General features: G+C 45.8%; 12 protein-coding genes and 1 other annotated feature. Of the genes, 1 reads left to right on the top strand and 11 read right to left on the bottom strand.

Annotated features, from left to right (window positions below):
* Nucleotides 1-33: 33 nt before the first annotated feature.
* Both zwf and FQV30_RS02895 read right to left on the bottom strand, forming a co-directional pair.
* Nucleotides 34-1,485, bottom strand: coding sequence for a glucose-6-phosphate dehydrogenase (gene zwf, locus FQV30_RS02900; protein ID WP_146499551.1), 1,452 nt, complete (start codon nucleotides 1,483-1,485; stop codon nucleotides 34-36).
* A 311-nt stretch (nucleotides 1,486-1,796) separates the two neighbouring features.
* Nucleotides 1,797-2,897 carry a nitric oxide synthase oxygenase gene (locus tag FQV30_RS02895; RefSeq protein ID WP_146498636.1) on the bottom strand — a complete coding sequence of 367 codons (1,101 nt, stop codon included), beginning with the start codon at nucleotides 2,895-2,897 and terminating at the stop codon, nucleotides 1,797-1,799.
* 140 nt (nucleotides 2,898-3,037) lie between these two features.
* Here FQV30_RS02895 and FQV30_RS02890 point away from each other — a divergent pair, with 140 nt between their 5' ends.
* The gene (locus FQV30_RS02890) at nucleotides 3,038-3,823 is read left to right on the top strand and encodes an HAD family hydrolase (RefSeq protein WP_146498635.1); all 786 of its coding nucleotides are present in this window, start codon (nucleotides 3,038-3,040) and stop codon (nucleotides 3,821-3,823) included.
* Nucleotides 3,824-3,886: 63 nt separating this feature from the next.
* Here FQV30_RS02890 and serA read toward each other — a convergent pair whose 3' ends face one another.
* The 9 genes from serA to FQV30_RS02845 form a co-directional block, all read right to left on the bottom strand.
* Nucleotides 3,887-5,473 carry a phosphoglycerate dehydrogenase gene (serA, locus tag FQV30_RS02885; protein WP_146498634.1) on the bottom strand — a complete coding sequence of 529 codons (1,587 nt, stop codon included), beginning with the start codon at nucleotides 5,471-5,473 and terminating at the stop codon, nucleotides 3,887-3,889.
* Nucleotides 5,470-6,633: a pyridoxal-phosphate-dependent aminotransferase family protein gene (locus tag FQV30_RS02880; RefSeq protein WP_146498633.1), complete on the bottom strand. Its 1,164-nt coding sequence runs from the start codon at nucleotides 6,631-6,633 to the stop codon at nucleotides 5,470-5,472. The genes serA and FQV30_RS02880 overlap by 4 nt, the downstream gene beginning before the upstream one ends.
* Before the next feature lie 59 nt (nucleotides 6,634-6,692).
* Nucleotides 6,693-6,915: a binding site (T-box leader), on the bottom strand.
* Between the two features lie 121 nt (nucleotides 6,916-7,036).
* Nucleotides 7,037-8,212: an acyl-CoA dehydrogenase family protein gene (locus FQV30_RS02875; protein ID WP_146498632.1), complete on the bottom strand. Its 1,176-nt coding sequence runs from the start codon at nucleotides 8,210-8,212 to the stop codon at nucleotides 7,037-7,039.
* Nucleotides 8,213-8,270: 58 nt separating this feature from the next.
* A complete protein-coding gene (locus FQV30_RS02870) occupies nucleotides 8,271-9,452 on the bottom strand; it encodes a CaiB/BaiF CoA transferase family protein (protein ID WP_146498631.1) in 1,182 nt (393 codons plus the stop codon).
* Between the two features lie 96 nt (nucleotides 9,453-9,548).
* Complete coding sequence (locus FQV30_RS02865) at nucleotides 9,549-10,946, bottom strand: SLC13 family permease (protein WP_255473289.1); 1,398 nt, start codon at nucleotides 10,944-10,946, stop codon at nucleotides 9,549-9,551.
* Nucleotides 10,947-11,064: 118 nt separating this feature from the next.
* On the bottom strand, nucleotides 11,065-11,757 hold the full coding sequence (locus FQV30_RS02860) for a class I SAM-dependent methyltransferase (protein ID WP_255473288.1): 693 nt from the start codon (nucleotides 11,755-11,757) through the stop codon (nucleotides 11,065-11,067).
* A 37-nt stretch (nucleotides 11,758-11,794) separates the two neighbouring features.
* On the bottom strand, nucleotides 11,795-12,961 hold the full coding sequence (locus FQV30_RS02855; protein WP_146498629.1) for a mandelate racemase/muconate lactonizing enzyme family protein: 1,167 nt from the start codon (nucleotides 12,959-12,961) through the stop codon (nucleotides 11,795-11,797).
* Nucleotides 12,962-13,001: 40 nt separating this feature from the next.
* The gene (locus tag FQV30_RS02850) at nucleotides 13,002-13,856 is read right to left on the bottom strand and encodes an HpcH/HpaI aldolase/citrate lyase family protein (protein WP_146498628.1); all 855 of its coding nucleotides are present in this window, start codon (nucleotides 13,854-13,856) and stop codon (nucleotides 13,002-13,004) included.
* A 94-nt stretch (nucleotides 13,857-13,950) separates the two neighbouring features.
* Nucleotides 13,951-15,015 carry a tartrate dehydrogenase gene (locus tag FQV30_RS02845; protein WP_146498627.1) on the bottom strand — a complete coding sequence of 355 codons (1,065 nt, stop codon included), beginning with the start codon at nucleotides 15,013-15,015 and terminating at the stop codon, nucleotides 13,951-13,953.
* Nucleotides 15,016-15,017 lie beyond the last annotated feature (2 nt).

Here is a 15,017-nt window from a genome sequence, read left to right as displayed (position 1 = left end):
TATATTCAGCACACCTTGTGCCTTCAGAGCGTATTACCACCAGCTGAAGCCATCTTCCTCCAACAAGCGGTCGGCAGCTTCAGGACCTTTCGACCCTGCAGAATATGGATACAAAGGCAAAACATCCTCCTGGAAAGCTTCCAATACCGGCTGAATCCATGCCCAGGAAAGCTCGACTTCTTTCCAGTGCGCAAAGAAGGTTTTATCACCTTCCAATGCATCCGACAACAGAAGTTCATAAGATTCAGGCTGAATATTTGAGTTAACCGAAAAAGTGATATTCGTCGGTTCATAACGCTCTGTAGAAGGATTTTTCAAGTTTACCAATAACGAGACGCTTTCATTCGGATTGATTTCAAAAATGAGCAAGTTCGGATTGATGCCTTCATTTTTGAAAGCCGGATTGTCCTTCCATTTGTTCTTGAATTCAATGACAATCCGTGTGGACTTCTGTTCCAAACGCTTGCCTGTACGAATATAGAACGGAATGTTTTTCCAAGAAGGCGTTTCAATGTATAAACGAGCAGCAAAATACGTATCATTTTTTGACTCTTCTACGACTCCCGGTTCTGCTTGGTAACCGATTACCGGTTCCCCCAATACTTCGCCTGCCGTATATTGTCCTCGGACGATATGCTTAGAAGCCTCTTCTTTAGGGATGGGGCGAAGCGCTTCAACGATTTCCCGCTTCTCCTGTTCCACTTCTTTAGCGGTCAGATTCACCGGAATGTCAAGAGCGGTCATCATAAGCAATTGGAGCAGATGGTTTTGGGCCATATCCCGGATTGCTCCGGCCTGATCGTAATACCCGGCTCTTTTTTCAATGCCCACTGTTTCGCTCGCTGTGATTTGTACATTCGCAATTTGGTCGTGGCTCCACAACAATTCCAGAATCGGGTTGGCAAACTTCAAGGTTTCAAGATTCTGGACCATCGGCTTCCCTAAATAATGATCGATCCGGTAAATTTCTTCTTCATTGAATACTTTGCTGAGTTTGTCATTCAATTCGCGCGCGGTTTTCAAATCGGTTCCAAATGGCTTTTCAACAATCAGGCGTTTCCAGCCTTTTGTATCGCTGACTTTGCTTGCCTGTAAATTCGCTGTAATGATTTCAACCAAATTTGGCGCAACGGATAGATAGAACAAGCGGTTTTCCGTAATTTTCAGTTCTTGTTCCCGTAATTGAATAAGTTCCAGCAAAGATTCGTAGGAAGCGGCATTGAATACATCCAGCACGCAATATCGGAATTTGCTTTTGAAATCCTCCAAGTTTTCGGGTTGTACCGGCCTTCTGGAAAATTCCCGGAGTGAAGTTTCAACGTTCATTTGGAAAACACGATCCGAGTAATTGGTTCTGCCCAGTCCGATGATGGAAATAGCATTCGGCAACTTTCCATCCAGATATAAATTATATAAAGCAGGAAATAATTTACGCTGTGCCAAATCACCAGTAGCCCCAAATAAGACCAACGTCATTCCTTCCACGCCATTCTTCTGTAATGATGCACTTATGTGGTTTTTACTATCGATTGCAGCTAAGTCTTTCATAGTTAAACATCTCCATTTTCGCCGTGCACAGAAACACGTTTTTTACAATCACACTGTTTTTAAGTATACGTTGTATCAAGCAGAATGGAAGGGCAGATTTTTACATTATGACGCCGTGAAAAGCTCCTAATGGTACACCCTAGCCCCATACCCTTAATCATTTCCTTAAAAACAGCATTCATCTAATAAAAATACAAAAAAGAGCCTGCATGAAATAGGCCCTTTTTCTTCAACACTGGCATTTCAGCCTATTTTATAGCGGAATTTTGATAGAAAAAATTCGGCTTCACTATATCGTTTTTATATGGCTTATGAAAAATATGGGTGGTTGCCGGAGACAAAGGCGGAATGAGCCAAGCCCAATTCCCTGTCAACTTCCTTCCGGCAGTCTCTTCTTTTCTTTCAAAACTTTTAAACTGCTTGGACGCCGTGTGGTGATCTACAATGGTCACTCCCGCCCGATGGAATGAGTCCAGTACAGCAATATTCAATTCCACCAGCGCTTTGTCTTTCCATAGAGAACGGTTGGAGTCTCTATTCAGCCCCATCAATTCCGCCACAGCCGGCAATAAATTGTAGCGTTCTTCATCGGCAAGATTTCTGGCGCCAATTTCAGTGCCCATATACCAGCCGTTGAAAGGCGCCATTGTGTAAGAAACGCCGCCGATTTCTAATTTCATTTCCGAAATGATTGGAACGGCATACCATCTCGCTTTCAAGTCAGCGAAAGCCGGAATTTCCGGATGGTCAAGTTCCACTTCCAGAACGAGTTCTTCCGGCAAGTCAAAAAAGCGCGGCTCTTCTCCTGCCACTTGGATAACAATCGGCAAAACATCATAATGCGTACCCGCTCCTCGCCAGCCAAGCTTTTCGCATGCTTCCGTAAATTCGATTGACGTAGAATCTCCAACCACTTTCCCGTCTTTTTCATATCCGGCGTAACGGATCAACTGATGGTTCCAGATACGCATGGCGTCCTGTCCATTGTGGCTTGGCGGAAAGACTGTGATTGCCGGACGGATTTTGCCTCCATTCGTCGCAAAGCCGATATGGCGAAGCAAAGCTTCAAATGCGCCTTCTGACGTCTGTTGCTGCCTTTCATCAAACACGGTCAGTGTATTCCAAAAAAGGCGCCCGATGCAGCGATTGTTGTTTCGCCATGCCATGCGCGCTCCGTGCTCCAGTTCTTCCAACGTATGGGTGTACGCTCCTGTCTCACTAACTTCTGTTTGAATTTGGGAAAAGCGCTGAGCCGTTTCCTCTTCCGTTTTCCCCAGTTCGCTGTAGCATATATAGATAAATTCCATTGCTTCTTTGATAATCGCGGTATTTGTTTCAATGATAGCCATTAACGTCACTCCTTGTGAACATCTTAGCACCTATCTCTGCGTTTATTAACTTAGAAACTCTGAAACCGCCATAATATCCTCCTTTGTTTTTATCGATTGTTACAGTAAACTGAACAAAAGCGAAAAAAGGGGTTTGCAGAATGTTGAAAGCGATATTTTTTGATTTGGACGATACATTGTTATGGGATAAAAAAAGCATCCAAACGGCATTTGAGAAAACATGCCGCTATGCCGAACAAACAACCGGGATTGACTGTAAAGGATTAGAGGAAGCTGTCCGGTCAGCAGCGAGTGCCCTTTACAGCAATTATGAAACGTACCCGTTCACCCAAATGATCGGCATCAATCCATTTGAAGGATTGTGGGGCACATTCGATGATGAAGGCGAAGAGTTTCAAAAGATGAAAGCTTTTGCTCCAGCTTATCAGCGAAAGGCTTGGACTGAAGGGCTGCAAAAAATCGGCATAGACGATCCGGCACTAGGCGGACAACTGGCTGCCTATTTTACGGAAGCGCGCAAAAGCAGCCCGTTTGTTTATGAAGAAACATATCATGTACTTGATCGTTTGAAACCGCACTATCAGCTTTTGCTGTTGACGAACGGCTCGCCGCAACTGCAAAATACCAAGCTTGAAATCACACCGGAAATCGCCACTTATTTCGATCATATTGTCATTTCTGGAGCCTTTGGAAAAGGCAAGCCCGATCCGGAAATTTTCCAATACGCTTTATCGAAATTCGGTCTATCGCCTGAAGAAGTGTTGATGGTCGGCGATAATTTAATGACCGACATCATAGGAGCTGAACAGTCGGGCATTCGTTCCGTCTGGATCAACCGGGAACAAAAATCGCCGCACGAAACCATTATTCCGACCTACGAAATCCGCCATCTGGAAGAGCTGTTTCCGATTCTCGAAGAACTGTAATGCTCATTCGTCAGCAAATAAAAGAAGGAGGCTCACAGCGAGCCTCCTTCTTTTTGTTTTCTTCTATAAATCGATCGCGCGTACGTACTGAATTTCCGACAGTTCCTTTAATTGCTCTAAACTTCCAGGATTGGCGTATTTGTCGATCGAGAGCATCATGATTGCATCTCCACCGGCATTTGACCGTCCTACCTGCATTGTCGCAATATTGACGTCTTCCTTGCCGAGCAAAGTTCCGACACGCCCAATCACACCTGGCCGATCGGTATGGCGTATGAACAGCAAATGCCCTTTCGGCACTACATCCACCAGATACTCATCCACTTTTACGATGCGTGCGCCTTGGCCATTCAACAAAGTGCCTGCCGCTTTCCTAGTGCCTGTTGCGGTTTTGATTTCAACTGATATCAAATTCGTGAATCCTCTTGTAACCGATGATTTATGTTCATTGACCACGACGCCTTTCTGATCAGCCCAATACCAGGCGTTAACCACATTGACCCGTTCGCCAAGATGCCGCTTCAGCAAGCCTTTTAGCATATTGCGCGTCAAAGGGCCGACTTCCATTCCAGCCAGTTCACCGGAATAGTAGACATTCACTTCTTCTACAGCGCTTTCCGCCAGATCTGTCAGGAAAGCGCCAAGGCGTTCCGCCAAATCGAAATACGGTTCAATTTTCACCATGAGATCTTTCGGTACAGAAGGCAGATTCACGGAATTACGGACAGTTCCGGTGGTGAAATAGCTGACAACATCCATGCTGACATCCACCGCAACGCTTTCCTGCGCTTCTATCGTGCTCGCTCCCAAGTGCGGAGTAGCTACGACTTCCGGCAAGCCGATAAGGCGGTAGTCGACAATCGGCTCCTGCTCAAACACATCAAGCGCCGCGCCCGCCACTTTTTTTGATTGGATGGCGTCGTAAAGGGCATTTTCGTCAATGATGCCCCCACGTGCACAATTGACGATCTGGACGCCGTCTTTCATGATGGCAAATGCGTCGGCATTGATAAGGTGGCGCGTCTCTTTTAACAATGGTGTGTGGACGGTCACAAAATCCGCAACTTTCAGCACTTCTTCAACTGTGCCGAAGCCGATTCCAAGCTTCTCCGCCTTTTCCGCCGTCAAAAATGGATCGTAAGCCATGACGTTCATGCGCTGCCCTTTTGCCCGGGCTGCCACTTCAGCGCCAATGCGCCCCAGTCCGATCACTCCCAGTGTTTTGTTTTTCAGTTCTACCCCGACAAACGACTTGCGGTCCCAGTTTTTATTGCGCAGAGCGTGGAAAGCCTGTGGAATTTTCCGCGCCATCGACATCAGCATCGCCATTGTGTGTTCAGCCGCCGAATTGGTATTGCCGTCCGGCGCGTTGACCACGATGATGCCGTGTTCGGTTGCCGCTTCAAGGTCAATATTGTCGACGCCGACTCCTGCACGCCCGATGATTTTCAGGTTATGGCCTTTTTCAATGATGGCGCGCGTCACTTGTGTTTGGCTGCGGACAAGCAGGGCGTCAAAATCACCGATGCGCTCGGCCAATTGGTCCGGCGACAAATCGGTCTCCATGACAATGTTCATGCCCTCTGCTTGCCGCAATGGGTAAATGCCTTCTTCGCTTAATGGATCGCTGATCAGAATGTGAAAAGTCATTGCTGCTCCACCCTTTCGTTCAAGTAAGTTTGCTGTGCCGCTCCGGTTCCTTTGCCAAGTTCAATCTTTTTACCGATTTTCATCAAGCCGATTTCAATCGCTGAAATGATCTGCAGCACATCTGCCGCCGAGCAATAGCCCATATGCCCAATGCGGAAAATTTCCCCCGCCAGCTGCTGCTGGCCTCCTGCCATGGAAATGCCGAACTCCGCTTTCATCACTTTCCGGAACGCTTCAGCGTCAAAATCATCCGGCCTTACAGCGGTCACAGTCGGTGAAGCATCTGCTGCTGCCGTCAATAACGGAATATCATGCGCTTCAAATGCAGCCCTTGTCATTTTCATCATTAAAGTGTGGCGTGCGTATACTTCTTCCAAGCCTTCCTCTTCCATCAGGTCAAGAGCCTGTTCCAAGCCAAACAAAATCGATAGGGCAGGAGTAAAAGGTGTGGCATCTTTCTCCAGATTCTTCCTGTGGCTTTTTAGGTCCAAGTAAAAACGCGGCTGCGGATTGGCTTCGATTTTTTCCCACGCCCGTTCGCTTGCGGCAGCGAAAGCAAGCCCCGCAGGAAGCATGAATGCTTTTTGCGAACCAGTCACGAGAATATCAATTCCCCATTCATCCATTTTCGTCTCTACTCCGCCGACACAAGAAACGCCGTCCACAATAACCAGGGCTTCTGATACTTCCCTGATTGCCGCTGCCAGTTCTTTCACCGGATTCAGTACACCTGTCGAAGTTTCGCAATAGGTGGATAATACAGCTTTTATGCCAGGATGTTCCTTCAGAAATTCCCTTACAAGATCCGGGTTTACCGCTTTCCCCCATTCCACTTGAAGAACATGGGTTGGAATATGATAAGCTTTGCATATTTTCACAAAGCGGTCGCCGAAAGCGCCTGTAACAATCACTAATACCTCTTCACCTGGAGCGACTGCATTGACCACGGCTGTTTCCAGTCCTGCCGTACCGCTGCCTGTCAAAATCACAACTTCCTGCTCAGTTCCAAAAACGCGCTTCAACTTCGGGCGGATGCGGGAAATCAGATCGGAAGTGCTTTGGCCACGGTGCCCGATCATCGGTTGGGCCATGGCGCGCTGGACACTAGGCGGTATGGGCGTCGGCCCTGGAATTCTTAAAATTTGTTGGTCTGCTAACATCATCAATCTTCCCCTTTCAAGTGAAACGGCAAAAAGACCCTCCGCCCCCTACATAAAATGCAAGGGGCGAAGAGTCTTTTTCGCGGTACCACCCTAGTTCACTGCCCATTATACAGGCAGCCTCATTGGTTCTCATGCGTAACGGACACGAAGCGGATGGGCCTACTAGATTTCAGTCCACCTATTCCGGAGTGCTGCCTTCTGCCGAAACCACTGATTCTCACCAACCATCAGCTCTCTTAAGATTTCTCTGCATAAGCCTATCTCCATCAAAATAGTTGTTTATATTTTGGATTGAACTTATCATATCAGACCAAAGCTAGTTGTCAATCTATAAAAAATATTCAGTTTAATTGAAACCGATTACAACCTTGATAGAGCAGCGTTAAACTTTTTTAAAAATTTAGTAGGACCTCGGCATGCCGAGAACGTTTTGGCCAAGATACGCTAAGATCATGTTGTTGCTTATCGGTGCAACTTGGTACATCCGGGTTTCACGGAATTTCCTTTCCACATCGTACTGGTCGACAAATCCGTAGCCTCCGTGTGTATCCAAACATACGTTAGCCGCTTGCCAACTCGCTTCGCTTGCCAAGTACTTCGCCAAATTAGCCTGTTCTCCGTATTTTTCATTTTCGTCGAATTTCCGTGCAGCTTCATAACGCATCAAATCAGCCGCCTTCAAAGCTGCATACGCACGGGAAATCGGAAATTGAATGCCTTGGTTGGCACCGATTTGCCGCTCAAAAACCACACGCTCATTTGCGTAGCTGGCCGCTTTTTCAATGAAGAAATAACCATCTCCAATCGCTTCAGCTGCAAGCAAAGTCCGCTCGGCATTCATCCCATCCAGCACATACCGAAAACCTTTTCCTTCCTCTCCTATCAAGCTCTCTAATGGAATTTCCATGTCTTTGTACCATACCTGGTTGGTTGCATAGTTGAACATAGTACGTACAGGCTCCACAACAAAAGTTTCTGGCTGGTTTTCGCGGATTTCCCGTAAATCCACCAAAAACAAAGAAATGCCTTCTGCTTTCTTTGTTCCGATTTTTTCCAAAGGAGTGGTTCTGGCCAATAACATCAGCAAATCAGATTGTTCTACGCGACTTGTCCAATTTTTATGCCCATTAACGATATAGCCGTCCTCTGTTTTCTCCGCAAAAGTTTGAATAGCTGGTGTATTGGAACCGGCGCTCTCTTCAGTTACCGAAAAAGCTTGAAAACGGATTTCCCCAGCAGCGATTCCTGGCAGGTACTTCTGCTTTTGTTCTTCGCTCCCATGCTTCAGCAGCGCTCCCATTGTATACATTTGGGCATGGCATCCTGCGGCATGTCCGCCGGAACGGTTGATTTCTTCTAGAATAATCGTGGCTTCAGTCATGCCATACCCTTTGCCGCCATATTTTTCAGGAATTAGCGCAGAGAGATAACCGCTTTTCGTTAAGGCATCAACAAATTCATAAGGGTATTCCCGTTCTAAATCCAGCTTTCTCCAGTAGGAATTCGGAAAGTCTGAGCATAGTTCCCGTATCCGGCCTCTTAATTGTTCTTGTTCCAAGTCGCTTAACTTTGCCATTAATCTTATCATCCTCTCTTTTGCATCACTGGAAAATAATAGCCAGCCTCATGGTTGATCAGTCTTTCGGATTGCTTGCCGTAACTTTTCGCATTTCCTCATAATTGAAGCCAAATTCCTTTAAAATCGCTTCCGTATGCTCTCCTACTTCCGGAATCGGTTTCATCACTGTGTCAATTTCATCAAATGTGACTGGCGGCACTAAAGCTTTCAACGCACCAACTGGAGATGCTACTTCCCGCCAACGTCCCCGCGCCTGTAATTGAGGGTGATCAATCAGTTCTTTGACGGTATTGAGACGGGCATTCGCTATTTTCGCATTCTCCAATCGGGCAATAATTTTATTTGCATCCATTTTTTTAAAGGCAGTTTCAATGATCTCCTTCAATTCGTTTTTATTTGCTACACGGTTCGAGTTGCTATTGAATCGGCTGTCAGTTGCCACTTCAGCATTTTCCAGCACCTCTTCGCAAAATTGAACCCACTCCCGTTCATTTTGAATCCCCATAAACACCATTTTGCTGTCGCCTGCTTGAAATGGGCCATATGGATAAATTGTTGCATGGCTGGCGCCTGACCGTTTCGGTTCTTCGCCTCCATATCCAGAATAGTAAAGGGGATATCCCATCCATTCAGCCAGCGCTTCCAGCATTGACACTTCAATAATCGCTCCTTTTCCTGTTTTAAAGCGGGCAATCAGTGCAGTCAAAATACCGGAATAGGCATACATTCCAGCGGCAATGTCCGCAATCGATATGCCTGCTTTAGAAGGTGTATCTTCCGTTCCGGTAACTGAAACCAATCCCGCTTCACACTGAATAAGCAGATCATAGGCCTTTTTATTGGTATAGGGACCGAATGTACCGTAGCCGGAAATTCCGCAAACAATCAGCTGAGGGTATTTGTCTTTCAACTCAGCAGGACCGAACCCCAGCCGGTCTACAGCACCCGGCGCCAAATTCTGGATAAAAACATCCGCTTCTGATAGCAGTTTGTCCAAAACCTGTTTTGCTTCTGCCTGTTTCAAATCAAGTGTCAGCGATTCTTTTGAACGGTTGATCCAGACAAAATGGCTGGCCATTCCTTTAACTGTTTTATCATAGCTCCGGGCAAAATCCCCTGGTCCTGGCCGTTCAACTTTTATAACACGGGCGCCTAAATCTGCCAATTGCCGGGTAGCAAACGGAGCAGCAACTGCTTGTTCCAGCGAGACGACTGTTATCCCTTGTAGTGGCAGCATACTTATTCCTCCTCTTCAAACCTTTGTGCATAGCTGGGGATTTCAAACGATTTCGGCCACTTTCTTCAACTTGCACAATTGCAAACGCCGGGATCATCAAACCAAACCAATCCATTTCCACCAAGTTGCGGCAATCAGTATAGTAGCCCCGATTGAAATGAGCGTCGCATACAATCCAGGCTTCAGAAAGTCTTTTTGGGTGATCATGCCGGTGCTGTGAGCCAATAAGTTCGGCATTGATTCCACAATCAAAATAAAACCGAAGAGGCATGTTAATCCCGTTGCAAAACTCACTGCCAATGGATCAATCCCTGCATTTTTCGCCACACTGATGATAATCGGCACAAGCACGACTACCGCTGTTGAAACGTTCGAAATCACTTTATGGAACACTTGAGCCAGTACAATCACTAGAATGACGGCTAGAAATGGACGCCTAATAAGTTCCATGAACCAGTCCACACTTAAATATTCACTTATGATATGGGCCGCACCAGAGTCGACGAATACATAGCCCATGGACAATGTGACGCTCAGCAGCAACACCGTATTGTAGTTGATCTTAATCACCGGCTCCCAGGAAGCAATGCCGATTTTCGGCAAAGTCATCAGCACTACCCCAATCAAGGCCGGCGTACTTGGATGCATTCCGTGCAGCGGTTCCGTCAACCAGAGTCCGACAAGGAAGAGCAGGATAAGCAGGCAGCGGATTTCCCGCTTGTTCACCGGTCCAAGCTCTTTGATTCTAAGTTCCATTTCTTCTGCAATTTCCGGGAAATGCTGCTGCTCTTTGGGCAGCGGGAATATTTTCAATAAGAGGAACCAAATAGCTGGAATAAGAATGGCCCAGATCGGAAAGGCATAGAAAAACCATTGAAAATACGTGATTTTAATTCCAGCAAAACGATCAAGAAGTTCCACAGTTAAAATATTGCCAATGGCAGCAGTCATAATAGCCGTCCCGCTAACCACTCCTCCAAAAGCGACTCCCAGCATAATCATTTTCCGCAGATTGCTGTCCGGTTTGGCTTCTGTCGTTTCAATGATCATGGCTGAAACTGGCAGAACAAGGGCAGAACGTACTGCAGTGGAAGGAATAAAGAATGCCTGAATTTGCTGAATAACAATAATACTTCCCAGTAAGCCTTTTGCATGGCTCCCCCATCGCTTGAGAATGTTATATGTCATCCTTTTGATGAGGGCTGTTTCGTTTACTGCAGTTGCCAGCATCATGCCGGCTACGATTAAATAAGTGGCAGGAGAAGAAAAACCACTGAAGATGATAGACGAATCAGCTACTTGGAATAGAAGCATTAGCAGCAAGATGATAATTGCTGTAAGCCCAATCGGAATCGGTTCCAAAGACCATAAAACGATTCCTAGAGTGATGATGCCTGTCATAATCTTTGCTGAATCCGAAAACGTATCAGGCAATCCAAAAAACATGATGATGAACCCAGCAATAGCCAGTGCAAATGATGCAAAAACTTTCATATCACCCGTCTGCATAGCTTCCGACCTTTCCTGCCATTTACTTCTTCTCTGCCAGGCAAAGAAGATTATGGCACGCCTCACCCTCATTCTGTTCAGCTTGCTGTTTCCTGCAGTTTATTCAATCGGCATGGCAAATCCAGCCGCAAAAATGATTTGTCTGAAAAAAACGGGCAATCCGCTGAAAGCCGGCTTCGGCTAATAGTTCCCGCAATTTTTCTTCTGTTATAGACGCTTCTGTCAATGTCCCTTTTATCAGTTCATCCATTTTCTCTTCCGCCAGCCCAGTTGTATCCAGCCAATAGTTCTTCCATAATTCAACTTGTTCTTTGAACTCTTCACTATTCGGATCTCCCGCTTTGCTGACTAAGACAAAAGGCGCTCCTGTTTTTAAATGTGCTCTCACTTTTTTAAGCAGCATCAGTTTTTCATTCACATCAGCAATAAAATGCAGTACGAGAAGGCATGTGGCCCCATCAAAAATCGCCTTGGCGGGAATATTTGAAACAGTGCCTGCAATCCACTCCACCCTTTCATCAATTCCTAATTGCTGAATTTTCGCTTTTCCCGCTTCAAGCATCGCTTGAGAAGGGTCGATGGCAGTGAATATCCAATCTCGGTTTTCCGGACCAAATGTTTTGATTTCATTTCCTCCCCCGCCCCCGACAATTAGGAGGGAAGACTGCTCTGGAAGATTAGCACGCAGAAATGTATGGGTCAGCCGAAGCATGGAATCGTAAGTGGGCAGTGTGCGGCGCACTCCTTTGTCATATTCCGCCGCCAGCTGTGAATCAAATTTCATCGGTTCAGCCATATCATCAAATCCTCACTGAAATGCTCTGTTAGCCGTCTTATTTTCCTACATTCAATAAAAGTTCATATAAATTGGATTTCGCCTCAAAACCAATGCCTGGAACATCAGGCAATTTCACATAGCCGTCCTCGACAGCATAATGATCTGCGAAGCCGCCGAAAGGTTCGAATACTCCTGGATAAGACTCATTGCCATGAAGGGCAAGCCCTGCAGCAATATTGAGCGAAAGCTGATGCCCGCCATGCGGGATACAGCGTCTTGACGACCATCTATGTTCCTTCAGCATATCCAAAATACGTAAATACTCCACCAATCCATAACTTAGCGCACAGTCAAATTGCAAAAAATCTTTTTCCGGATTCATCCCTGCATAGCGGATGAGATTTGTTGCATCCTGCAAAGAGAAAATATTCTCACCAGTGGCAATAGCATGTGGATAGTGTTTTGATAGTTCCGCCTGCAGATGGTAATCCAATGGGTCACCCGCTTCTTCATACCAAATCAGTTCGTAGTCTTTTATTTTTTCTCCAAATTCAATTGCATAGTCAAGATCAAAGCGGCCGTTAGCGTCCACCATCAATCCACTGCCCGGAGGTAAAACATCAAGTACCGCCTCAATTCTCTGCAGATCCTCATTCAGCGATGCTCCGCCAACTTTCATCTTCACATCCTTATATCCTAAATCCAAATAGCCTTTCATCTCATCTTGAAGCTCTTCCAGTCCCTTATCCGGAAAATAATAGCCGCCCGCTGCATAAATATAAACTTTTTCATCCGTTCGGCCCGTGCCATAACGGTCCGCAAGCAGCTGATACAATGGCTTTTCCTCAATTTTTGCAACTGCATCCCAGACCGCCATGTCGATGACACCTACGGCCACTGCCCGTTCCCCGTGACCGCCTGGTTTTTCGTTAGCCATAAGAACTTTATGGATTTTGTGGGGGTCTAGATTGGTCCCATCATCCGTAACAATTTTTTTGGAATCAGCTTCTAACAACCTCGGAATAAAGCGTTCGTTCAACAAGCATGTGGGTGCATACCTGCCATTGGAATTGAACCCGTAGCCTACAACCGGCTTGCCGTCCCTTATAACATCTGTTGTGATTGCGAGTGCGGAAGTGGTCATCTTACTAAAATCAATATAAGCATTTCTTATTGGGCTGCTGATCGGTACCGTCTTGACATCAATGCTAGTGATTTTCATGAGATCCATCCCATCGTAATTTTTTGAATTTAAATGACTTTCAGCTATTGTCAATTTGGAAAAGCAGGCTTACGGCTTTTTTGTAAACGGGGTAATCAACCAACGTGTTATTTACAGTAATGGAGGCGACTCCCTCTTTCTCGGCAGCTTCAAATGCTTCTACAATTTCTTTTGCTTCCGCGATTTCTTTTTCGTTAGGCGAGAATACCGCATGAATAGTCGCAAGCTGCTTAGGATGGATTGCCAATTTACTTTTGAAGCCCACTTGCCTCGCAAAGCGTGCTTCTCTCTCTAACCCTTGTTCATCCTTTATGTTTGGAAATACCGCGTCAATAGGAGGGGCGATTTTTGCAGCCTTTGAAGCAATGACAATCTGCGAACGGGCAAACAGCAATTCCAAACCGCTCGGGGTGAGTTCACAATCAATGTCGAGTGAAAAATCGATGGAGCCAAAAGCCAGCCGTTGAATCATTTTATCCGCAGAAGAAATTTCATAGGCGAATTGCACCCCTTTTGCCGTTTCAATTAGCGGAACGATGCAAAATTCGTTCTTTGCATTTCCGATGCAGCTTTTCACTTCATTGCAAGCCATTTTAATGCCATATTCACTTTCCGCTTTTGGAACTATAATTCCTTTCGCTCCATTTTCAACCGCACAGCTTACATCCTTCTTCCAATAAGAAGTTCCAATATCATTGATTCTTACAAACATGGTTTTTTCTTTCCCGAATTTCAACAATGCTTCTTCAACGGTTTCCCTGGCCTTTTCTTTTTCCGAATGGGCGACAGCGTCTTCTAGATCAAGAATAATGCAATCCGCCGCAGATGAAACCGCTTTCTTAACTACAGATAAATTGTTTCCAGGAACAAACAAATACGAACGCAAGAAAACCATACTGCCTTCCCCATTTCTTCCTTTGAGGATATTGGATACAATAATGTTTCAACTTTGCAATGAAAAAATTTCATGAAGAGATCAATTTATGTAACTATTTTTCTGGGCGGTGAACAGCAGCGATAATTGCGTCCGTCACTTCTTTCGTATTGGCAGTTCCTCCAATATCTCCAGTCTTGATGCCTGTCTGCAAAGTGTTTTCAATCGCATCCATTAGGACAGCGCCCATTTCCATTTCCCCGAAATGGTCAAGCATCATTTTGGCTGTCCAAATCTGGCCGATCGGATTTGCGATTCCCCGGCCATAAATATCGGGAGCTGAACCATGTACCGGCTCGAACATTGAAGGGTATTTGCCGTTCAAATTGATGTTGCCAGCAGGAGCGATCCCAATACTCCCCATGATCGCCGCCCCTATATCGCTTAAAATATCTCCGAACAGATTGCTTGCCACCACTACATCCAAAGTCTGGGGCCTTGTTATGAAAAAAGCGGACAAGGCATCAATATGGATGCTATTTGTTTGAACTTCAGAAAATCCACTGGAAACTTCGGCAAATACTTCGTCCCAAAACGGCATTGAATGAGCAATTCCATTTGACTTTGTGGCACTTGTTACATGCCCGTTCCGCTGCTTCGCTAATTTAAAAGCGTACTCCATCACCCGGGAAACGCCTTTTTTCGTGAATACTGCATTTTGAACCACAATTTCGTCATCACCGTTATGAACCCGTCCGCCGATACTGCTATATTCACCTTCGCTATTTTCACGGACAATCATGATGTCAAAATTCCGGGGATCGGTCAATGGCGACACCATTCCCTTTAATTGCTTGGCCGGCCTGACGTTAATGACTTGTTCAAACCCCCTACGGATTTTCAACAAAAGGCCGGCCAACGAGACATGGTCCGGCACTAACGCTGGGTCTCCTACCGCACCTAAAAAAATAGCGTCACTTTGGCTTATTAGATCAAGCCCGTTTTCCGGCATCATCATGCTGTGTTCCACGTAATATTTAGAGCTCCATGGATAATGTGTATAGTTGAATTTCATCCCTCCATGAACTTCTGCTACAGCATCCAGCACTCTTAAAGCTTCCGGTACAACTTCTTTTCCTATTCCATCGCCAGGAATAACCGCTAAATCCCATTGCTTCATAA

Source organism: Planomicrobium sp. CPCC 101110, assembly GCF_007859395.1.
Lineage (GTDB): Bacteria > Bacillota > Bacilli > Bacillales_A > Planococcaceae > Planococcus.
This window is presented reverse-complemented; position numbering and strand designations above follow the sequence as displayed.